The sequence below is a fragment of the Zetaproteobacteria bacterium genome (assembly GCA_003696765.1).
In the GTDB taxonomy this organism is placed as follows: domain Bacteria; phylum Pseudomonadota; class Zetaproteobacteria; order Mariprofundales; family J009; genus RFFX01.
In genome coordinates, this window is the sequence record RFFX01000092.1 from 1 (window position 1) to 20,613 (window position 20,613).

The window sequence follows — 20,613 nt, forward strand, 5'->3', positions numbered from 1 at the left end:
CGGCCGTCCTGGCCGCGGATGCCGACTTCTTGCGAAGTCGTCATCCATCGGCGAACTGCAGCTCGTAGAGTTCGCGGTAGCGCCCGCCCCGGGCGAGCAGCTCCTCGTGCCGCCCCTGCTGCACGATGCGCCCGCGGTCGAGCACGACGATGGTGTCGGCGTGGCGGATGGTCGAGAGCCGGTGGGCGATCACGATGGTGGTCCGCCCGGCCATCAACCGGTCGATCGCCTGCTGCACCAGCCGCTCCGATTCGGAATCGAGCGCGCTGGTCGCCTCGTCCAGGATCAGGATCGGTGCATCCTTGAACAGCGCCCGCGCCAGCGCCAGCCGCTGCCGTTGCCCGCCGGAGAGGATCACACCGCGCTCGCCGATCAGGGTGTCGTAGCCCTGCGGAAGCTTCATGATGAAGTCGTGCGCGTTGGCCGCCTGTGCTGCCGCATGCAGCCGCTCCTCGTCCACCTGGTCGAAGCCGTAGGCGAGATTGTTGCGCACGGTGTCGTTGAACAACACGACCTCCTGGGTGACCAGAGCGATCTGCCGGCGCAGCGCCCGACGCGACAGCCGACGCAGATCGACCCCGTCGATGGTCACCCGGCCTTCGGTCGGATCCATGAAGCGGGGGATCAGGTTGACCAGCGAGCTCTTGCCGGCGCCACTGCTGCCGACCAGCGCCACCACCCGACCATACTCGACGGTCAGATCGATGCCGTCGAGCACCAGCCGAGCATCACCCTCGTAGCGCAGCGACACCCCCTCCAGCGCGATGGCGCGGGAAAAGGGGGCCATCGCCACCGGCCGCTCCGGATCCCGCACCGCCACCGGCGCATCCATCACCTCGAACACCCGCCCGGCGGCGGCGATCCCCTGCTGGATCACGTTGTTGGCGTTGGAGAGCCGCTTGACCGGCTCGTAGAGCATGATCAGCGCCGCCAGGAAGGAGACCAGCGCCCCCGGCGTGGTGGCGCCGCTGGAGATGCGCACCCCGCCGTAGAGGAGCACCCCGGCGATGCCGAAGCCGGCGAGCAGCTCCATGATCGGGAAGGAGAGCGCCTGCACCCGCATCACCCGCATCTGGCAGCGGAAGAACTCGGCGGTGAGCCGGCGGAAACGGCGGTTCTCGTACTCCTCCATGGCGAATGCCTTGACCACCCGGATGCCGGAGATGGTCTCCTCGACCAACGAGGAGATCGCCCCCAGCGCCGCCTGCCCGTCGAAGGTGGCGCTGCGCATCCTGCGGCCGAAACGGACGATGGGATAGACGACCAGCGGCAGCACGGTGAAGGCGATGGTGGCCAGCAGCCAATCCTGATAGAAGACCACCCCGAGCAGGAAGAGAGCGGAGAGGGCGTCGCGCATCAGCGAGGTGACCGCGGTGGTCACCGCCCCCTGCACCAGCAGGGTGTCGGCGCTGATGCGGGCCATCAGCTCGCCGGTCTTGCGGTGGCTGAAGAAGGCCAGCGACTGCTCGGTGATCCGCTGGTAGAGTTGGTTGCGCAGATCGTGGATCACCCGCTGCCCCACCCACCCCATCAGGTAGGTCTGGCCGTAGTAGGCCGCCCCCTTGACCAGGTAGAGCACGATCACCCCGAGCGGAATCAGATAAATGTAGCGGTGGTGGCCGGGGGCGAGCGCGTCGTCCAGCGCCGGTTGCAAGAGCCAGGCGAGCGCGGCGACACAACCGGACATCACCACCATGCAGACGACGGCGGTGAAGAGACGTCCGAGATAGGGGCGCAGATACCCGAGCAGGCGGTGGTAGATCATCCCGCGCTCCGACAACTCCCCCCGCCGCCCCGGCTGGGGCGGAGGAGGCGGGTGAAAGAGATGGCGGGCGACAGACGGGCGATGACGGCCGGGCCCCGAGCGAGGCTAACGGTTCACCCGGAGCCAGGCGATGAGGTCTGCCCGGTCGCGTCCGCGCAACGGCGGCAACCGCATGGTGGTGTTGACCTTCACCGCACGCGGGTTGCGCAGCCAGCGGTCGAGCGCCGCTGCATCCCAGCGGTCGAACGGCACGCCGTCGATCGTCGGCGCCCGACCATAGACTCCGAGCAGCCCCGGACCGATCCGCCGCTGCGCGCGGTGGAGGAAATGGCAGGCCCGGCAGCGGATCTGGGCGATCACCAGCCCGCGCGCGGGGTCACCGCCGGATGCGGCGGCCGCCGCATCGACGGGGAGGAGCGAGGCCAGCAACAGCCAGCCGAGCATCGGTGCCCGCCAACGCAGGGGAGTCCTGCTCCGCGGAAGACGGGGATCGACGGAAGGGAGCGGAGAGGCAGCCACGCGCCGTCGCCTGCTCACCGGCCGGGCGACGGTGCGAGGTCGAAGGTGAGCCGGCCGCGCCGGCCGTTGCGTTCGAGCCGGACATAGAGATGTTCGCTCCGCGGATCGGCCACCGGCAGCGCCCGACGGTAGACCCCGAGCGCCCCGTCGGGGATCGCCTGGCGCCACTGCGAATGGTCGGTGCGGATCCGGACGATGAGGTCGTTGATGAAGCCGCGCCGCTGATGGTTGGCGATGATCAGGAACTCGTTCATCCCGGCCACCGGCACCGGGGGACGGCTCTCCACCCGCACGAGGAGATCCTGCCAGCGCTGCGGCGGGGGGGACCAACCGGCCTCTTCCGCACCGCAGGCCGGAAGCAGCAGCGCCAGCAGCAGCGCGGCAACGCGGCGCATCAGCGATCCACCCGCGACGGCCCCCTCCGGAACGCCGACGCCACGATCGCTACTCCTCGCGAGGCCGACGTCACTGCTTCTTCGCGCCCCGGACCAGCCAGGCGAGCAGCGCCTTCTTGTCGGCGGGGGGGATCGGCCCCATGGCCCGCTGCACCCGGTGCAGTTCCATCCGCGCCACCACCTGCGGCCACTCCGCCGCGGTATGCCGCTTCGCCCGCGGCGGCGCGTGACAGGCCGAACAGTTGCGCGTAAGCGCGGCCAGCCCCGGATCGACCTTCGCCCGGGGCGCGGCGGTGTGATCCGCCGGCTGGGCTCCTGACTGACCGACCACCCGGGGCGCGGCCGGCGCGCCGCCGCCACCCTCATCCCCGCCGCCCTGCGACGAACAGGCGGCCAGCAACAGCGCAAGCGGCAACCAGAGGCGGAGCGGCGTCACGACGACCTCTCCCCACCCTGGGACGGGTCATCCTCCTTCTCCGCCGGCGCGAACTGGTTGATCATGAAATGGATGAAGCCGGCCCCGATCAGGAAGTAGACCACCGCCAGCAGGTGGCCCCAGGTGAACCAGGGACGCGGGTGATCGGGACGATCGCCCCAGAAGGGGAGCGTCAGGGTGAAGGCGACCAGCCCGACGCCGAAGACGACCGCGATGAACCAGCGCGGCACCCGCTTCTGCCCCTTGGGGATCTGCTCGACCAGTTCCCAATCCTCCAGCCCCCGCCGGGCGATACGCTCCTCGTCGCTGGCGTAGCCGAAGTGGTCCTCCGGCAGCCGGCCCCACTCCTGCCGAACCGGGGTAGCCGGTGGTTCCACCGCCGCATCATCCCGCTGCGCTTCGTCGTTCATGATCTCGATCGCAACAGCTCCGTCCATGGAGATTCGGGCTTCACGGAGCTCGAAGCGCTCCCCGCCCTTCGCACCCTGCAGGGAATCGCTCAGGTCTCCGCCCCGCACCATGCCCCGCCCCGGGGCCGTCGCCCCGCCCGGGAGGCCGACGGCCCCGCATCGGGAGCGCCATGCTACCGTCGTCACACACCGGACGCACCCGCCCGCCCCGTTGCCGCTCCACCTCCACGCCGATAGCATGATCGGATCGTTCCACGTCCATGGAAGGACGTTTTGCGATTCGATCTTCGATATCATGCCCGAAGCGCTGATCCTAACCCTGACGGCGATCGCCGCCCTCGCTGTGGTCGCCGCCCTTCTCTGGCGTCGACGCCCACAGCCGACACCGGGGGACCCGGAGCGCGACCGCATGGTCGCCGCCCTCGCCCGGCTGGAAGAACAAAATCGTGTGCAAAGCCAGGAGATCACCGAGTTGCGCCGCCAAGAAGAGCGGCTGCGCACGGAGAACCGCGAGCTGGCGTTGCGCGCCGAACGGCTCGACGCCGAGCTGGCCGCGGAGCGGCGTCGCGCCGCCGAAGCGGCGGATGAGCAACAGAGGCGCGAGGAGCAGCTCGCCCTGCGCTTCAAGGCGATCGCCGGCGAGATCCTCGACCACAACAGCCGCAAGCTGGTCGAGCAGCACCGATCCTCGCTGGGCGGCATCATCGATCCGCTGCGCGAGCAGCTGGAGGGGTTCCGCAAAAAGGTGGAGGAGAGCTACGAGCGCGAAGCGCGTGAGCGCCACTCCCTCAAGAACGAGATCGACAAGCTGATCCAGGCCAACGCCCGCCTCAGCGAAGAGGCGGACAACCTGGCGACGGCGCTCAAAGGGAGCGCCAAGACGCGCGGCAACTGGGGCGAGATGATGCTCGAGCAGATCCTGGAATACTCCGGTCTGATCAAGGGGGTCAACTACGAGACCCAGAGCGCCACCCACGACGATCAGGGCCGGCGGCTGCTGCCCGACGTGGTGGTCCACCTGCCCGAGGATCGCCACATCATCATCGACTCCAAGCTCTCGCTCATCGCCTACCAGCGCTATGTCACGGCCGAGGACGAGGATGCGCGCGCCGCCGCCCTGCGCGACCACGTGGCGGCGATGAACCAGCACATCAAGGCGCTCGCCTCGAAGGAGTACCAGCGCCACCACCGTGGTGCGCAACTCGACTTCGTGCTGATGTTCGTGCCGGTCGAACCGGCCTTCATGGCCGCCACCATCCACGACCCCACCCTCTTCCAACGGGCGTGGGAAGAGCGCATCGTCATCGTCAGCCCCAGCACGCTGCTGGCCATGCTGCGCACCATCGCCGCCGTCTGGCGCCAGGAGGAGCAGCAGCGCAACGCCGAGCGCATCGCCCAGCGCGGCGCCGAGCTCTACCGCCGGCTGGCCAACTTCGTCGCCGATCTCGAACGGGTGGGAGAGCGGTTGAACGAGGCGCACAAGGCCTACGAACAGGCGCACAAGCGGCTGGCCACCGGCCGCGGCAACGTGATCCGCCAGGCGGAGATGCTCAAGGAGCTGGGGGTCGATCCGGGAGGACGGTCGCTCCCCGAGGCGCTGGTCGAAGAGGCGAAGGCATCGGAGGAGCGTGCGGAGGGCTAGCCCGGGCGGCTCACTCCAGAGCCAGCGCCGCCAACGCCCGTACCCCGATCGGCAACGCCGCCTCGTCGATGGCGAAGCGGGGGTGGTGCAGCGGAAAGGCGTACTCGGCCGCCCCGCCACTGCCCAGCCGCAACAGGCAGCCGGGCACGCGGCGCAGGAACTCGGCGAAATCCTCCCCCCCCATCGAAGGGCGGTCGATCTCGCACAACCGCACATCGGGCAGCCAGCGTGTCAGCAGGCCGCAGGCATCCTCCGTCGCCCCTGCGTCGTTGACCAGCACCGGCGCCGCCCGCTCCAGCGTGAAACGCGCCTCGGCTCCCCACTGCTCGGCGATGGTGTGGATGGTGCGGTCCATCCGCGCACGGATCAGCTCGTGCACCTCGGGGTCGAGGCTGCGCACCGTCCCGGAGAAACCGGCCCGGTCGGGAATGACGTTGGCCGCATGGCCGGCGGCGATGTGCCCGATGGTCAACACCACCGGATGGAACGGATCGATCGCCCGCGAGGGGAGCAGGTGGAGCGCCTGGATCATCTGGCAGGCGACCAGCACCACGTCGACCGTGTGGTGCGGCCGGGCGGCGTGGCCGCCGGTCCCCCTGAGCTCCACCTCGAACAGATCGGCCGCCGCGCACATCACCCCGCTGCGCCAGCCGATCACCCCGACGGGAAGATGGGGGGCGACGTGGAGTGCGTGAATCCGCTCGGGGCGGCAGCGCTCCAGTACGCCGTCGGCGATCATCGCCGCGGCACCGGTGGTGATCTCCTCTGCCGGCTGGAAGATGAAGGCGACATCGACGCGCAGCGCATCGGACAACCGGCAGAGCACCTCCATCGCTCCGACCAGCATGGCGCTGTGGGCGTCATGGCCGCAGGCGTGGGAGACCCCATCGATCTGCGAGCAGGGCGCCCCCGGAGGGCGCGGCGCCTCATCGATCGGCAGCGCATCCATGTCGGCGCGCAGCGCCACCGTCCTCCCGTGGCCGCCGTCGAGGCGGCAGAGCAGCCCGAATCCGCCGATCCCCTCCTCCACCGCCAGACCGAGCTCCCGCCCCTGCGCCGCGATCAGTGCCGCGCTGTGTCGTTCCTCCCCGGAGAGCTCCGGCCGACGGTGGAGTTGGCTGCGCACCTCCTCCACCCGCGCCATCGCCGCGGCCACCGCCGCATCGAGATCGACCATCCGCAGCCGCCTCGTCACCCGACGACCACCTCCCCGTCCCAGCCATCCTCCAGCCGCATCCGCCGCACCAGTGCGGCCATCTCCCCGTCGCAGGCCGCCAGCAGCCGCCGCTGCCGCCGGGCGCCGTCCTCCCCCTCCCGCCAGCGCGGCAAGGCCCGGGCCAGCAGCTCCAGATCCTCTGCCTGCGCCTCCCCGCAGCGATCGAGCCACGCCAGCCGCCCAGCCACCGCATCGACCAGCGGCTCCACCGCACCGGAGGCCGGGTCGATCACCCGCGAGGCCAGACCGTAGCGGCAGGCGCGCCAGCGGTTCTCGCGAATCAGCGAGGGGTGGACACGACCATCGACCACCCGCCTGCCCGCGGCGGCGGTCATCACCTCGGCGCGGATCCACGCCACCAGCGCGCGCGCATCTTCGAAGGTGGCCGGCATGTCGCAGATGCGCACCTCCAGCGTGCCGAAGTCCGGGTGGGGGCGCATCTCCCACCAGATCTCGCGGATCGAATCGATGCTGCCGGTCGCCTCCAGCCGGGCGACACAGGCGGCGAAGTCGTCCCAGTCGCGGAAATAGAAGGGCATGCCGCCCTGGCTGAGCCCTTCGAACACCTTGATCCGGCAGGAGGCCAGCGCGGTGTCGTCGCCGTGCCAGAAGGGAGAGTTGGCCGAGACGGCGAGGAAGAGATGCATCACCGGCAGCAGCGCGTTGAGCGCCTCGATGCAGCGGGCGCCGTTGCCGGTACCGACATGGACATGCATGCCGAAGATGTTGAAACGGCGCGCCATCCACCCCATGCGGCGCAACAGCTTGTGGTAGCGCGGATCGTCGCTCACCTGCTGCGCGCGCCAGTGGGAGAAGGGGTGGGTACCGGCGGCGAGCAGCCCCACCCGGGCCATCTGCGGCTGTGCCAGCACCCAGCGGCGCAACTCGGCCAGCTCGGCGAAGCAGGCATCCGTCCGTTGATGGATGGAGGTGTTGATCTCGAGGGTCGAGGCAAACAGCTCCGCCTTGATCCGCGGCCGCAGCCGCTCGGGCAGGGCGGCGAGCAGCGCCGGCGCCGCCGGCACCTGTCCGCCGCGGTCGGCGTCGACGGTGATCCACTCCAGCTCCACACCCAGCGAGCCGGGGCGCGAGGGGGTGAAGCTCAGCTCCAGAGACGCCGCACCCGCCGGTTGACCCCGGTGAAGAGCTCGTAGCCGATCGTACCGCACCGCGCCGCCACCGCATCCACCGGGATCCCGTCACCCCAGAACTGCACCCGGTCCCCCACCCTGAGCGTACTGCCGGTGACGTCGATCATGGTGTAGTCCATACAGACGCGCCCGACGATCGGGAAACGCTCCCCCCCGCACCAGACCTCCCCGCCGACGCAGCCCAGCCGGCGGGGCACGCCGTCGCCGTAGCCGGCGGCGACCACCGCCACCCGCATCGGCCGGGTGGCGACATACTCGGCGCCGTAGGAGACGGCGCCGCCGGCCTCGACCCGGTGGATCTGCATGATCTCCGCCTCCAGGCGCATCACCGGCCGCAGGTCGAGGCTGCCGCCGGCCACCGGCTGACTGCCGTAGAGGGCGATCCCCGGCCGCACCACATCGAAGGCCGCCTCGGGAAAGTGAACCATGCCGGCGCTGTTGAGCAGCGAGCCGGAGAGCCCCGGACCGAGCAGATTGAGATGGCTGCGCATGCGCTCGATCTGCCGGGCGTTGAGCGGATGTTCGGGCAGATCGGCGCAGGCCAGATGGGAGAGGAGCCCGCGCACCGGCCAGCGGCAGCGGTAGCAGCGGTCAAGCAACTGCCGAACATGGTCGGCTCCCAGTCGGTTCATGCCGGTCTCCACCTTGAGCCAGAGGCCACCGGAGAAGCGGGCGCGACGCAACCGCGCCACCTCCTCCTGGCTGTGGATCACCGGCGCCAGCTCGTGGGCGACCACCAGCCGGGCATCCTCGTCGTCGAACAGGCCGGAGAAGAGGGTCACCGACGCGCGCTCCCCCCACTCCTCCTCCCGCGCATGCAGCAGCGACCTCAGCCGCGCCCCCTCCTCGGCGTCGGTGACGGCGAAATCGCGACAGCCGGCATCCCACAACGCCCCTGCCACCCCCTCCAGGCCGTGGCCGTAGCCGTCGGCCTTGACCACCGCCATCAGCCGCGCCTCCGGCGTCAGCCCGGCCAGCAACCGGTAGTTGTGTTGCAGCGCCGCCCCCTCCATGCGGGCCGTGACCGGCCGGCTCATCCCGCCTCCTCCACCACGCTCTGCAACCGACTCAGGGCCAGCAGCAGCTCCAGCTTCTCGTCGCACCCCTCCCCCTGCGGACGCCGCTCCACCATCGGCCAGGCCGGATGGCCGTGCCAGAGACGGCGGCCAATCTCCTCGAAGCCGCCGCGCCCGTGGCGCAACAGGGTGAGCACCGCGTGGCAGCGCATGGCGGAGAGGCGCTGCAGCCATTCACAACGCAGCGCATGCGCCGCCCCCAGCGCCCACTCGGTGGTGCGCAGCGGCGCCTCCAGCTGCAACATCGGCAAAAGCGAGAGCACCGCATGGTTGGCGGCCAGCAGCCGGGAGAGGGCCCAGCCGTCGCCGGCCAGATGCACCGCCACCGCGCTGCGCGCCAGCAGCGGCCAGGCGCCGAGCCGCCGGGCCAGCTCCTCCTCCAGCCCCAGCTCGACCAGCTCGTCGTGGTGCCAGATGCGGCTGGTGACGAAGAGTTCGACCCTGCTCCGGTCGAGCGAGGCGAAGAGCGCACGGATGCCGCGCCGGCTGCGCTGCAGCCAGCGCTCCTCCACCTCCATCACCGGATGGATGCGCAACAGCTCCTCGGCGAGCAGCAGCACCTGCTCCTGCATGGCGCGCAGCAGCGCCAGCCCCCGCTGCCACTGGCCGATCTGCCGCCACACCGCCCGGCGGATGCGCTCGCCGTCGAGCAGGGCGTCGGCGATGAGCAGCGCCTGCACGATCGACGCCACCGGCGCGTCGACCATCGACTGCAGATGGCTCACCGAAGTGATGCCGAACTGGTTGATCACCCGGTTGGCCGCCTGGGTGTGGACCAGATCGGCGGCCAGCGGATGGTGCGGCAGGTACTCGCGCAGGCGGCGGGCGAGCGCGGCGGGGAAGGAGGCGGCCAGCAACCGATCGGCGAAGACGCTGTCGGCGTAGAAACGGGCGCGGTTGAGCTCCTCGTGCAGCCGGTTCTTCTCGTAGCCGAGCAGCAGCGCCAACTGCGGCCGCAGGGCGAGGGTGCGCTCGTCGCTCAGGGTACGGTCGAGCCGCACTTCGTCGGCCAGCCGATCACGCAGCTGGATCAACCGCGGCGGATACTCCCGCGCCTCGATCTCCGCCAGGGTGAGCGCCTGCGCCTGATCGCGGTTGTCGTCGAGGCAGATGCGGGTCACCGCCTCGGTCTGGCGTGCCACGCTGCGGTTGCGCGCCGCCGCCCCGTCCGCACCGGGCCAGCGCAACTGCAGCAGGATCTTGAGGTTGACCTCGTGGTCGGACATGTTGACGCCGGCGGCGTTGTCGATGGCGTCGGTATTGAGCAGGATCCCGCGACCGGCCATGACGATGCGCGCCTGCTGAGTGATGCCCAGATTGCCCCCCTCGCACACCACCCGCGCCTGGACCTGCTCGGCGTCGATGCGCACGGCGTTGTTGGCTGGATCGCGCACCTGGGCATGGCTCTCCGCCGCCGCCTTGATGTAGGTGCCGATGCCGCCGTTGTAGAGTAGATCGACCCTGGCGGCGAGCAGCGCCCGGATCAGCGCCTCGCCGGAGACGGCGTCGCCGCGCAGGCGGAAGAGACGGCGCATGGCGTCGCTGACCGGGATCGACTTGGCCGAGCGGAGGAAGACGCCGCCCCCCTCGCTGATCGCCGACGCATCGTAGCGATCCCAACCGCCCGCCTCGCGAAAGAGCCGCCGACGCTCGGCGAAGGCGCGCTCCGGATCGGGAGCGGGATCGATGAAGATGTGGCGGTGGTTGAAGGCGCCGATCAGCCGGATCGCCGGATTGATCAGCATGCCGTTGCCGAAGACGTCGCCGCTCATGTCGCCGATGCCGACCACGGTGATCGGATCGCGGTAGCCGTCGATCCCCAGGCTGCGGAAGTGGTGGGCGGCGCAGACCCAGGCGCCGCGGGCGGTGATCCCCACCTCCTTGTGGTCGTAGCCGTGGCGCCCGCCGCTGGCGAAGGCGTCATCCAGCCAGTAGTGGCGCGCCCGGGCCAGCGCATTGGCCTCGTCGGAGTAGCGCGCCGTCCCCTTGTCGGCGGCGACCACCAGGTAGTAGTCGCCGGCGTCCTCCTCCGGCACCACCATGCCGACCGGCGGCACCACCTCGCCGGCGAGCAGGTTGTCGGTGACCGAGAGCAGGCCGTCGACGAAGACGCGGTACTGCGCCCGCACGAACGGCTCCCCCTCGCCGCCGCGCACCACGAACCCCCCCTTGGCGCCGGTAGGCACGATCTGGCCGTTCTTCACCGTCTGGGTGACCATCAACTCATGCACCTCGGTACGGAAATCGGCCGGCCGGTCGGAGAAGCGCAGCCCGCCGCGGGCCACCGGACCGGCGCGCAGATGGACCCCCTCGACATGGGTGCCGTGGACGAAGATCTCGCGCCACGGCCTGGGCGTCGGCCCGAAGGGGAGACGCTGGCCGTCGATCTTGATCACCACCGGCTCCTCCGGGCGGCGGGTCCACTGGTTGCTGCGCAGGGAGGCGGAGATGAGGGTATGCAGCGCACGGAACCAGCGGTCGTGGGCCAGGCTGCGCACCTCGCCCATGGCGCGGTCGAACTCGAGCTGCGCCTGCGCGCCGTAGGTGGCGGGCATCGCCGGCCGGTGGCGCGCCTCGAACAGGCGGAAGAGCGCCCGGGTCACCGCCGGGTACTCCAGCATGGTCTGGGTCAGCGGGCCGACCGCCGCCTCACGCTCGATCTGCACCAGGTAGTTGCGCAGGGTGATCATCACCGCGATCTGGTCGATATCCAGCCCGGCGGAGATGAGCAGCGCGTTGAGCGGATCGTGGTCGCGCGTGCCGTTCATCACGCAGGCCAGCGCATGCTGCAGACGGACGATCGCATCGCGGGTCACCCGACGCCCCCCCTCGGGACGGCAGCCGAGTTGACTGACCACCATCGTCTCCTCTCCCTCGCCCAGCGTGGCCACCATCTCGTCCATCGCCACCAGCCCGAAGGCCTGCACCCGCTCGACCAGCGCCCCCAGCGCCAGCTCGGTCGGGGAGAGGATCTGCACCACCAGCCGCCCGTCGTCGCGCCGGACGCGCACCCGGCAGGCGCGATCCTCGCGCATCCGACGGAAGGCGAGATAATCCTCGGCATACTGCTCAGGAGGGAAGCATTCGCGGTAGCGGGGGGAGGAGCGGCCGAGCAGGGCCAGCGCCTCGGGCAACACCACCCGGTCGCCCAACTCGAGCAGTGCGTCGCGGGCGCGGTCCCACCAGAAGGTGATGCAGTCGGCCAGCCGGGCGCGGATCTCGTCGATCTCCGGCCAGCGGGCAGGAGCACGGTTGTCGCAGGCGAAGAAGAGAACCCGGTAGCTGGCCACGCCGAAGCTGTTGATCCCTTCGACCCGCAGGCCGAGGCCGGCGAGCGCCGTCCGCATGTGGGCGGTGACGTTGGGGCCGAAGCGGGAGCTGGAGATGGTCACCATCAGGTAGTCGACGATCCCCCATTCGGGGTGCAACCGGCTGACCACCACCTTGCGCGAATCGGCCAGATCAACGATGGCGCGCAGAGGTTGGAGCCACTGCTCGGACGGCACGGCCAGCAACATCGGCTTGGGTACCCGGTCGAAGAGGGTGCGCAACTCGCGACGGTAGAAGGCCGACTGGCGCAACAACGGCGCGGCCAGCAGCCGTTGCCAACGCGGCTTGAGCAGTGGGGTTCGGCTGGCGCTGAAATGGCGGGCGCTGCGCGAGAAATGGCCGAGCAGGGTGGCGCGGTGCAACCACTCCTCCTCTCCCTCCCGCCAGACCAGCTGCACCACCTCGACCAGGCTGGCGCTGTAGAGGTGGTTGTGGGTGGCCGGCAGTTGCCACCAGTGGACACCGATGCGATCGCAGCAGTCGGTCAGCGCCAGCTGCCCGGAGAGGCCGGGGGCCAATCGCTCCATCAACGCCCCGTCGCCGAGCACCCCCAGGCGGAGACCGTCGCCGACGACGCCGTAGAAGATATACTTCTCATCGAGCATCCACTCGAGCAGCGTGGCCTGATCGGGATGGCTGCTGAGCAGCGCCCGGGCCGCGGTGGCGACCAGCCGACGCATGGCGTCGAAGTCGCGCACCGATAGCTCCACCGCCCGCAGCACCGCCTGCAGATCGCGCCCCAGCCGCTCCACCTCCTTGACCAGCGTCGCCGAGACGTGCAACGCGATCAGCATCAGGTTGTCGGCGGCGTCGGGCTGCGCCGGTTGCAGACGGCGCGCGCCCGACGCATCGCGGCGCATATTGAGGGTGATGGTCTGCTGTTCGAGCAGCCCGATGTCGCGCTGGTGCAGATAGTTGCGCACCGCATCGTAGTAGAAGGCCTGGTCGGGGCAGCGAATGATCAGCAGATGGCGGTGGAAGTTGCCGCAACTGAAGGTGGAGATGTCGGTCGCCACCGCCGCGTCGGAGGCGAGCAGCCGCCAGCAGCCGTGCAGCAGCCGGGCGGAGAGGCGCCAGCGTGCCGGCCCGCCGCCGGGGGTGAAGCCCTCGGCATCGAGCAACCCGATCAGTTGGCGGCGCAGCGAACGCATGCCGTGACTATACCGACCGCCACCGCCGATGGAAGCGCGACGACATGAATCTAGGCGGCCAGGCGGCGCAGCATGGCGTCGGCCGCGGCCAGCCGCGCGCCCAGTTCGCTCGCCAGCCGGGTGACCAGCGTCATCGCCAGCCGCGGATGGGCATCGGCCAGGGCGAGCAGATCGCCGTGGGCGAGTTCGACCCATTCGACGTCGCTGATCGCCTTGAGATCGGCGGTGCGCGGCCCGGGATGGAGGAAGGCCGCCTCGCCCACCGCCATGCCCGGCCCACAGACGGCCAGCCGCATCCGCTTCTTCTTGCGGTAGGGCAGGAGCACCTCCACCTCACCGGCCAGCACCACGCAGAGCGCATCGCCGGGATCGCCGCAGCGGAACAGGTAGGTGCCGGCGGCGGCGCGACGGTGGGTGAGCAGCGGCACGACGCGGGCGAACTGCTTGTCGCTGAGCCCGGAAAAGAGGGCGGCCTCACGCACCGCGCAGCGCGCCTGGTGGTGGGAGGGGGTGATCCCCTCCTCCTGCAGCAGCAGATTCTCCACATGCTCAATGGCATCCTCGGTCTGGGCGAAGGTGGCGATGGGCTCCCCGGCGTGGAACGGCACCACCCCGGCATGCTGCCGCCCCTTGCAGCGGGCCAGCTCCATCCGCCCGCCGGCATGGCTGATCAGGAGCGCCCCACCCCGCCCACGCAGCAGCCCGGCGATCTGGCCGATCATGTGCAACGCAGTCAGATCGACCTGCGACACCCGCCGCAGGCTGAGGATGACGAAACGCTCCGGCGCGCTGCTGATCGCGCCGTAGAGGCTGTCGGCGCTGCCGAAGAAGAGTGCCCCCTGCAGATCGTAGCCGGCCGCATGATCGGCCAGGCGCGCGATCGCTTCGCGTTCGGCTCGCGGCCGGTTGCGCAGCGAGCTGCGCTCGCCCAGCCCCCAACGTCGGTGGATGGCGCTGCGCCCCACCTGCGTGCGGAGGAACTCGACCACCGCCAGCACCACCCCGACCGCCACCGCCGCCAGCAGGTCGTAGTAGATGGTCACCGCCACGACGACCAGGGCGATGGCTGCATCGAGGCGGGCGCTGCGGCGCTTGAGCCATTCGATGATCTCCCCGTCGAGCATACCGAAGAGCGAGACATGGATGATGATGCCTGAGAAGACGCTGACCGGAAGCCAGGCGGCCAGCGGTGCCAGCAGCAAGACCACCACCATGATGGAGAGGGCGGTGACCAGCGCACACCAGCGCCGCCCTCCGCTCTCGATGGCCACCAGCGTGGCGCCGGTGGTCCCCGCCCCGGCCATGCCGCCGATCAGCGCGGCACAGAGATGGCCCGCACCCTGCGCCATCAGCTCGCGCCGGGCGTCGTGGCGGCAGCCGGTGGCGACATCGGCGATCACCGCCGTCAGGAGGGTATCGAGCGAGGCGAGCAGCGCCAGCGCCGCCGCCGATAGGGCCATCATGGTCCACGGCATCTGCCACACCTGCTGCCACGACGGGACGGCCGGCCCCTCGATCTGCAGCGGCGGCAGGGAGCCGACCACCCACGACGGCCGCACCTCCCAGCCGGCGAGCAACCGCACCAGATGGAAAAAGAGCGTCCCCGCCACCAGTCCGAGCACCGTCGCCGGCACGCCACGGACGTAGCGCGGCAGCCAGTGCATCGCGGCCAGCGTGACACCGGCGGTGGCCAGCGGCAGCCAGCCGATCGCCTGAGCCGAGGGAAGCAGTGCCTTCTCCTGCGACAGCACCATCAGGATGCCGGTGCCGGTCATGAAGCCGGAGACCACCGGATAGGGCATGAACTTGATGATCGCCCCCAGCCCGAGCGCGCCGACGATCAGCTGCAACAGACCGGCCATCGCCAGCGTGAACAACATCGCCTGCGTGAGCGCGTCGCCGGAGAGGCCGTGCGCCTGCAATCCGGCGACCAGCCCGCTGAGCAGCACCAGCGTCGGGCCGGTCGGCGCCGAGACCATCCCGCAGGTGGCGCGGGCCAGCCCGGATGCGGCCGAGAGCAGCGCCGCGGTGAGCAGGCCGGCCAGCGCGGCGGCGGCGCTGTCGCCGTGGACCGGCAGCCACAGGGCGATGCCGAAGGCCATCGCCTGCGGCAGGATCAGCGCGGCGGCCGAAATCCCGCCCCAGAGATCGCCGGCCACGCCCCACCGGCCCGATGCAGCAGCGCCCATCGCGCCACCATAGCCCCTCCCCAGGAGAAGACGCAAGCGGAGCAGGGCACGATTGCTCCCGGCACCCCCCTTCCCTAGCCTTCGGTGCGGTGATGGGCGCCATTCGTCCCGACGTCCGGCAGCCGTACCCCGCCGATGTAGCTCAGTTGGTAGAGCAGCTCACTCGTAATGAGCAGGTCGTCCGTTCGAGTCGGATCATCGGCTCCAGCTCCTCGCCGCCCCCGTGACGGCCGTGCGGAAGAGCGGCATCCCATCATCGGGCGATCGCCCGCAGATGCGATGCACCACCCCGCCACGGCCACTCCTCCCGGCCGCAGCCACCCTCCTCGTGCTGCTGCTGATCGCAGCGATTCAGCACCACCTCGATACGAGGCTCCACCCGCGGCAACCGGCCCCGCAGCCGCCACGGCAGCAGCAAGAGCGGCCAGCGACCACTGCACCCCGCCCCGCCAAAACCGGCAGCCACTTCGGCCGGATGGTCTGGATGCGGGACATCACCGGCCTGCTGCGCGATGCCGGCGTGGCTCCGCCCCTCGCCCAGGAGATCGCCCGCTGGCTGCTGGTCTACTGCCGCCACTACCGCATCCCCCCCGATGTGGCGCTGGCGGTGATGTATGTCGAATCGGGCTTCGACCGCTTCGCCGTCAGCGCCGCCGGCGCCCAGGGATTGATGCAGGTGATGCCTTTCTGGCGCGAGCAGTTCGGCGAACCGGAGGCCAACCTGTTCGACGTCGATGTGAACATCCGCTTCGGCTGTGCCATCATTCGCCACTACCTCGACCGCTACCAATCCCTGGATGCGGCGCTGGCCGCATACAACGGCAGCATCGGCTCCCGCAACTACATCCGCAGGGTCCATGCCGCCATGCGCCGCTTCGGCGCCATCCCGACGCTGGCCGATCTCTCGCATTGACGCCCGGAAGCAACGTTCCGCGAAACCGGAGGAGCCAACGCCCGCAATGAGCCCATTCCGCCTGCTCGCCATCGCCCCGTTGTTGCTGCTTGCCGCCTGCGCCTCCACCGGCGGTGGATCGGGCCATATCGAACGGGCGAACCCCTCCAGCTTCGGCTTCCTCAACAGCTACAAGAACGCCTTGCACGACTTCGAACAGGGGCGTCTGATGGAGGCGCGGGCCAAGATCATGGCCATGGACCGTACGCGCCCCGACTACAAGGCGGCGCGGCGGCTGCTGGTGCGGCGTATCGAACCGGCCCGGCGCAAGATGCTGCAGTTCTACCTCGACCGGGCACGAGCGCGGGAGAAGGCGGGCAAGTGGCGGCTGGCCGCGCGCGACTTCGGTCAGGCGGCCTACTTCTCCATCAAGCCGAAGCGCTGGCTGCGCCGGCAACACCTGCTGGAGATGAAGATCCGCCAGCTCCGCTTCGATCTGCTGCGCCGCACACTGCAGAGCGAAGACCGTCAACTGCTCGGCCGGCCGCGTGCCTTCACCCCCCCCAGGGAGCTGGCCGACGACCGACTGCTCAGCGAATGGCGACAGGAGCGGTGGGACGCCATCGAGGAGCGGGCGCAGCGAAACTACAGCCACGCCGCCAGGATGCTGCGCACCGGCTTCCCTGAACTGGCGCTGGCCTACCTGCACTCCGCGCTGCGCCTCTCCCCCGGCGACGGCCCGACCATGCGCATGCTGGAGGAGGCCAAAAAGCGCCTGCCGAAGGAGATCAGCCTTGCACCGCCGCGCAAGCGGCCGCACCACCATGTCAACAGCCGCAACGCAGCGCCCAGGCGGAAGATCCGGGTGCAGAGCGCCCGGGAGATCCGCCGGCTGATGGCCGACCGGCAGTGGGCCAAGGCCCGCCGCTACGCGCTGGCCTGGAAGCAGCGCCACGGCGAGGATGCTGACGCCATCCTCGCCGCACTGGCCAAACAGGCCCGCCGCTTCTCCGAGATGGGACGCCAGGCGGTGCGCGAGGAGCGGCTCGACCGGGCGGTCGCCCTCTGGAAGAAGGCGGTCACCCTGGCACCGGAGAACGAGGAGTACCGCAAGGCGCTGGAGTGGGCACAACAGATGCAGGAACGGCTCAAGCTGTTGCGCGCCCGAAGCGACAAGGGGAGATAGGCAACCTCATGACGATGCGGGATCGCGTGGTGGCACCGCGCAGAACGAGCCGCCAGATCATGGTCGGTGACGTGGCCATCGGCGGGGACGCCCCGATCGCGGTGCAGTCGATGACCAACACCGACACCCGCGATGTCGACGCCACCGTGGCGCAGATCGCGCGCATCGCCGAGGCCGGTGCCGACCTGGTGCGCGTCTCGGTGCCCGACCCGGAGTCGGCACGGGCGCTGCGCGACATCCTGCCGCAGGTGACCATCCCGGTGATCGCCGACATCCACTTCAGCTACAAGATGGCGCTGGCCGCACTGGAGGCCGGCGTGCACGGCCTGCGGCTCAACCCGGGCAACATCGGCGCACGCAGCCGGGTGGAACGGGTGGTCGCCGCGGCGAAAGAGCGCGGGATCTCCATCCGCATCGGGGTCAATGCCGGCTCGCTGGAGAAGGAGCTGCAGGAGAAGTACGGCGAGCCGTGTGCCGCGGCGATGGTCGACTCCGCGCTGGGACACATCCGCATCCTCGAGGAGATGGACTTCAATCTCATCAAGGTGTCGCTCAAGGCGAGCAACATCCCGATGACCGTGGCCGCCTATCGCCTGCTGGCCGGCCGGGTCGACTATCCGCTCCATCTCGGCATCACCGAATCGGGCAGCCGCTTCTCCGGCACGATCAAGTCCTCCATCGGGCTGGGATTACTGCTCGCCGACGGCATCGGCGACACCATCCGCGTCTCGCTGGCCGACCAGCCCGAACACGAGGTCCGCGTCGGCTTCGAGATCCTCAAGGCGTTGGGGTTGCGCCATCGCGGCGTCAACCTGATCGCCTGCCCGTCGTGCGCGCGGCAGAAGTTCGACGTGATCGGCCGGGTGGCCGAGCTGGAGCGGCGGCTGGCCCACATCCACGAGAAGATCGACGTGGCGGTGATCGGCTGCGTGGTCAACGGCCCGGGCGAGGCGCGCGAGGCGGCCATCGGCATCACCGGCGGCAAGCCGGAGCACACCCTCTTCCGCGACGGTGAACGCTGCGGCAAGGTGCGCGAGGCGGAGATGATCGAGACGATCGTCGCCGAGGTCGAGGCGCGGGCGGCGGCGATGCGTGCCGCCAAACGGCGGTGACGACCGGGCGCGGCGGAGCCGACGGGGCAGCCCCCCCCGCGGAGGCGCGGCCGCTGCGTGTGCTCTTCGTCTGCCTGGGCAACATCTGCCGCTCGCCGCTGGCCGAGGCGATCGCCCGCCGGCAGGCCGAGGAGATGGGGGTGGCCGACCGGTTCCACTTCGCCTCGGCCGGCACCGGCGACTGGCATGTCGGTTGCGGCGCCGATCCCCGCTCGGCGGCGACCGCGCAGCGCTTCGGCCTCGACCTCTCGCACCACCGGGCGCAGCAGATCACCGCTGCGGAGATCGCCGACTGGGACTGGCTGATCGCCATGGACCGCGCCAACCGCCAACAGCTGCTGGCCATGGGCGCGCCGCCCGAGCGCGTCTGGATGATGCGTCGCTTCGAGGCGCCCGACGGCAACGGCATGGAGGACGTACCCGACCCCTACTACGGCGGTCCGGAGGGGTTTGTGTTGATGTACCGCCTGCTGCGCGACAACGCCCACGCGATCATCGAAGCGTTGCTGGCGCAGGCGCGCTGACCCATGTTCTCCTGCGATGAGCCTACCGCCGCGCTGATCCGGCAGGCGCTGCGGGAGGATGCCGCCGACAACGACATCACCGCACTGGCCACGGTGCCCCCCAGCCGGCTAAGCCGAGGGGAGATCGTCGCCAAGGCGCCGGGGGTGCTCTCCGGCTGCGCGATCGCTGCGGCCTGCTTCCACGCCGTCGATTCGGCCATCGACTGCCGCTGGCTGGTGGAAGATGGCGCGCGCGTGGCCCCCGGGACCCGCGTGGCCGAGCTCCACGGCCCCACCCGATCCCTGCTGGCAGCCGAGCGCACCGCGCTCAACTTCCTGCAGCACCTCTCCGGCATCGCCAGCGCCACCGCCCGCTTCGTCGCGCGCGTCGCCGGCACCGGTTGCGCCATCTACGACACGCGCAAGACCCTCCCCGGAATGCGTGCGGCGGCCAAGGCGGCGGTGGTCCACGGCGGCGGCCGCAACCACCGCGCCGACCTGGCCGGCGGTTTCCTGATCAAGGAGAACCACATCCTCGCCGCCGGCTCGATCGGTGCGGCGGTGGCGCGCTGCCGCGCGGCCGGAAGCGACCGGTGGATCGAGGTGGAGTGCGAAACAGTGGCCCAGGTGGAGGAGGCGGCCGCGCTGGCGCCGGAGTTGATCCTGCTCGACAACATGGCGATCGGCGAGGTGCGGCGGGCGCGTGCCATCGTGCCGCGCGGCGGCCCCACCCGACTCGAGGCCAGCGGCGGCATCACGCTGGAGAACGTCCGCGCCTACGCCGAGTGCGGCGTGGAGCGGATCGCCGTCGGTGCCATCACCCACTCCGCTCCGGCGCTCGATCTCTCACTGCTGCTGCGGTCGTGATCGCCCCCACCCCCCTCTCCCTGCCCGACTGCCGCATCCCCTGGCGCCATCTGGCGCTGGACACCGTCACCTCGACCAACGACATCGCACTGCAGCAGGCGGCGCAGGGGGCCGCAGAGGGGCTGGTGGTCACCGCGCGCCAGCAGAGCGCCGGCCGCGGGCGCCACGGCCGGGAGTGGATCGGCGATCCAGGCCGCAGCCTGCTGATGAGCCTGTTGTTACGCCCGGAGCGGATCGACCCCCACCGGCTGCCGCAGATCTCGCTGGCCGCCGCGCTCGCCCTGCACGACGCACTCTCGGCCGCCGGCGCCAACGCCCGGGTGAAGTGGCCCAACGACCTCCTGATCGAAGGGTGCAAGGTGGCCGGGATCCTCAGCGAGCTGCGCTGCGCCCCCACTGGCGGGCCGATCGTCGCCGTCGGCATCGGGCTCAACCTCAAGCCTCCCGTCGACGGCTGGCCCGGCCATCTGCGACGGCCGGCGGCGGCCCTCTCACGCTTCGCCGGCGTGGTGCAGTGCGACGCGGCGGCCTGGATGCTGCGGATCCTCCCCTGCTTCGACCGGCGCTACGCACAACTCACCGACGACGCCTTCCCCGCCATCGCCGACGACTGGTGGCGGGCGCACGGCGGCGCCCGGCCGGTGACGGTGGATGAGGAGTGCGCCCTGCCATGGCGGGGAACGGCGGTCGGCATCGACGACGACGGCGCGCTGCTGGTACGCGACGCCGAAGGGCGCACCCACCGCATCGTCGCCGCGGAGGTCGATGGATGA

17 protein-coding genes and 1 tRNA gene are annotated in these 20,613 nt (G+C 70.5%); 8 read left to right on the plus strand and 10 right to left on the minus strand.

Going from position 1 to position 20,613, the window contains the following annotated elements; all coding sequences use genetic code 11:
* Window positions 1-40 precede the first annotated feature (40 nt).
* The 5 genes from msbA to D6682_08415 all read right to left on the minus strand — a co-directional run bounded on the left by msbA (window position 41) and on the right by D6682_08415 (window position 3,636).
* Window positions 41-1,765, minus strand: coding sequence for a lipid A export permease/ATP-binding protein MsbA (msbA, locus tag D6682_08395; protein RMH49836.1), 1,725 nt, complete (start codon window positions 1,763-1,765; stop codon window positions 41-43).
* 105 nt (window positions 1,766-1,870) lie between these two features.
* Window positions 1,871-2,209 (minus strand): hypothetical protein, encoded by a 339-nt coding sequence (locus D6682_08400; protein RMH49818.1) that lies wholly within the window; start codon window positions 2,207-2,209, stop codon window positions 1,871-1,873.
* Between the two features lie 89 nt (window positions 2,210-2,298).
* A complete protein-coding gene (locus D6682_08405) occupies window positions 2,299-2,679 on the minus strand; it encodes a hypothetical protein (protein ID RMH49819.1) in 381 nt (126 codons plus the stop codon).
* A 70-nt stretch (window positions 2,680-2,749) separates the two neighbouring features.
* Window positions 2,750-3,115 carry a hypothetical protein gene (locus D6682_08410; protein RMH49820.1) on the minus strand — a complete coding sequence of 122 codons (366 nt, stop codon included), beginning with the start codon at window positions 3,113-3,115 and terminating at the stop codon, window positions 2,750-2,752.
* Window positions 3,112-3,636 carry a hypothetical protein gene (locus D6682_08415; protein RMH49821.1) on the minus strand — a complete coding sequence of 175 codons (525 nt, stop codon included), beginning with the start codon at window positions 3,634-3,636 and terminating at the stop codon, window positions 3,112-3,114. The genes D6682_08410 and D6682_08415 overlap by 4 nt, the downstream gene beginning before the upstream one ends.
* Window positions 3,637-3,820: 184 nt before the next feature.
* On the opposite strand from D6682_08415, the gene D6682_08420 reads away from it, so the two are divergent.
* On the plus strand, window positions 3,821-5,167 hold the full coding sequence (locus D6682_08420) for a DNA recombination protein RmuC (protein RMH49837.1): 1,347 nt from the start codon (window positions 3,821-3,823) through the stop codon (window positions 5,165-5,167).
* Between the two features lie 10 nt (window positions 5,168-5,177).
* On the opposite strand, the gene D6682_08425 is transcribed toward D6682_08420, so the two are convergent.
* Genes D6682_08425 through D6682_08445 form a run of 5 tightly spaced genes read right to left on the minus strand, consistent with a single transcriptional unit; the run spans window position 5,178 to window position 15,280 of the window.
* Window positions 5,178-6,362, minus strand: a complete 1,185-nt coding sequence (locus D6682_08425) for an amidohydrolase (protein RMH49822.1) — start codon at window positions 6,360-6,362, stop codon at window positions 5,178-5,180.
* The gene (locus D6682_08430) at window positions 6,359-7,495 is read right to left on the minus strand and encodes a YbdK family carboxylate-amine ligase (GenBank protein RMH49838.1); all 1,137 of its coding nucleotides are present in this window, start codon (window positions 7,493-7,495) and stop codon (window positions 6,359-6,361) included. The genes D6682_08425 and D6682_08430 overlap by 4 nt, the downstream gene beginning before the upstream one ends.
* A complete protein-coding gene (gene alr, locus D6682_08435) occupies window positions 7,486-8,571 on the minus strand; it encodes an alanine racemase (protein RMH49823.1) in 1,086 nt (361 codons plus the stop codon). The genes D6682_08430 and alr overlap by 10 nt, the downstream gene beginning before the upstream one ends.
* Complete coding sequence (locus tag D6682_08440) at window positions 8,568-13,286, minus strand: NAD-glutamate dehydrogenase (protein RMH49824.1); 4,719 nt, start codon at window positions 13,284-13,286, stop codon at window positions 8,568-8,570. Before D6682_08440 ends, alr begins: the two co-directional genes overlap by 4 nt.
* Entirely contained in the window at window positions 13,142-15,280 is a 2,139-nt protein-coding gene (locus D6682_08445; protein ID RMH49825.1) for a hypothetical protein, read from the minus strand. Before D6682_08445 ends, D6682_08440 begins: the two co-directional genes overlap by 145 nt.
* 131 nt (window positions 15,281-15,411) lie before the next feature.
* Here D6682_08445 and D6682_08450 point away from each other — a divergent pair.
* From D6682_08450 to D6682_08480, 7 genes are all read left to right on the plus strand, one after another.
* Window positions 15,412-15,487 (plus strand) — tRNA-Thr (locus D6682_08450).
* Between the two features lie 268 nt (window positions 15,488-15,755).
* A complete protein-coding gene (locus D6682_08455) occupies window positions 15,756-16,193 on the plus strand; it encodes a lytic transglycosylase domain-containing protein (protein ID RMH49826.1) in 438 nt (145 codons plus the stop codon).
* Between the two features lie 46 nt (window positions 16,194-16,239).
* Window positions 16,240-17,358 (plus strand): hypothetical protein, encoded by a 1,119-nt coding sequence (locus D6682_08460; protein RMH49827.1) that lies wholly within the window; start codon window positions 16,240-16,242, stop codon window positions 17,356-17,358.
* Between the two features lie 14 nt (window positions 17,359-17,372).
* A complete protein-coding gene (locus tag D6682_08465; protein ID RMH49828.1) occupies window positions 17,373-18,470 on the plus strand; it encodes a flavodoxin-dependent (E)-4-hydroxy-3-methylbut-2-enyl-diphosphate synthase in 1,098 nt (365 codons plus the stop codon).
* Window positions 18,471-18,523: 53 nt separating this feature from the next.
* On the plus strand, window positions 18,524-18,994 hold the full coding sequence (locus tag D6682_08470; GenBank protein RMH49839.1) for a low molecular weight phosphotyrosine protein phosphatase: 471 nt from the start codon (window positions 18,524-18,526) through the stop codon (window positions 18,992-18,994).
* 3 nt (window positions 18,995-18,997) lie between these two features.
* Entirely contained in the window at window positions 18,998-19,840 is an 843-nt protein-coding gene (gene nadC, locus D6682_08475) for a carboxylating nicotinate-nucleotide diphosphorylase (GenBank protein ID RMH49829.1), read from the plus strand.
* Window positions 19,759-20,613: a biotin--[acetyl-CoA-carboxylase] ligase gene (locus D6682_08480; protein RMH49830.1), complete on the plus strand. Its 855-nt coding sequence runs from the start codon at window positions 19,759-19,761 to the stop codon at window positions 20,611-20,613. Before nadC ends, D6682_08480 begins: the two co-directional genes overlap by 82 nt.

Bases quoted from the DNA above. Each gene is read 5' to 3' on its own strand.
- alr (RMH49823.1), bottom strand. From the start codon at position 8,571: ATGAGCCGGCCGGTCACGGCCCGCATGGAGGGGGCGGCGCTGCAACAC.
- D6682_08400 (RMH49818.1), bottom strand. From the start codon at position 2,209: ATGCTCGGCTGGCTGTTGCTGGCCTCGCTCCTCCCCGTCGATGCGGCG.
- D6682_08415 (RMH49821.1), bottom strand. From the start codon at position 3,636: ATGGTGCGGGGCGGAGACCTGAGCGATTCCCTGCAGGGTGCGAAGGGC.
- D6682_08465 (RMH49828.1), top strand. From the start codon at position 17,373: ATGCGGGATCGCGTGGTGGCACCGCGCAGAACGAGCCGCCAGATCATG.
- msbA (RMH49836.1), bottom strand. From the start codon at position 1,765: ATGATCTACCACCGCCTGCTCGGGTATCTGCGCCCCTATCTCGGACGT.
- D6682_08455 (RMH49826.1), top strand. From the start codon at position 15,756: ATGGTCTGGATGCGGGACATCACCGGCCTGCTGCGCGATGCCGGCGTG.
- D6682_08405 (RMH49819.1), bottom strand. From the start codon at position 2,679: ATGCGCCGCGTTGCCGCGCTGCTGCTGGCGCTGCTGCTTCCGGCCTGC.
- D6682_08460 (RMH49827.1), top strand. From the start codon at position 16,240: ATGAGCCCATTCCGCCTGCTCGCCATCGCCCCGTTGTTGCTGCTTGCC.
- D6682_08440 (RMH49824.1), bottom strand. From the start codon at position 13,286: ATGGGTCGAACTCGCCCACGGCGATCTGCTCGCCCTGGCCGATGCCCA.
- nadC (RMH49829.1), top strand. From the start codon at position 18,998: ATGTTCTCCTGCGATGAGCCTACCGCCGCGCTGATCCGGCAGGCGCTG.
- D6682_08420 (RMH49837.1), top strand. From the start codon at position 3,821: ATGCCCGAAGCGCTGATCCTAACCCTGACGGCGATCGCCGCCCTCGCT.
- D6682_08445 (RMH49825.1), bottom strand. From the start codon at position 15,280: ATGGGCGCTGCTGCATCGGGCCGGTGGGGCGTGGCCGGCGATCTCTGG.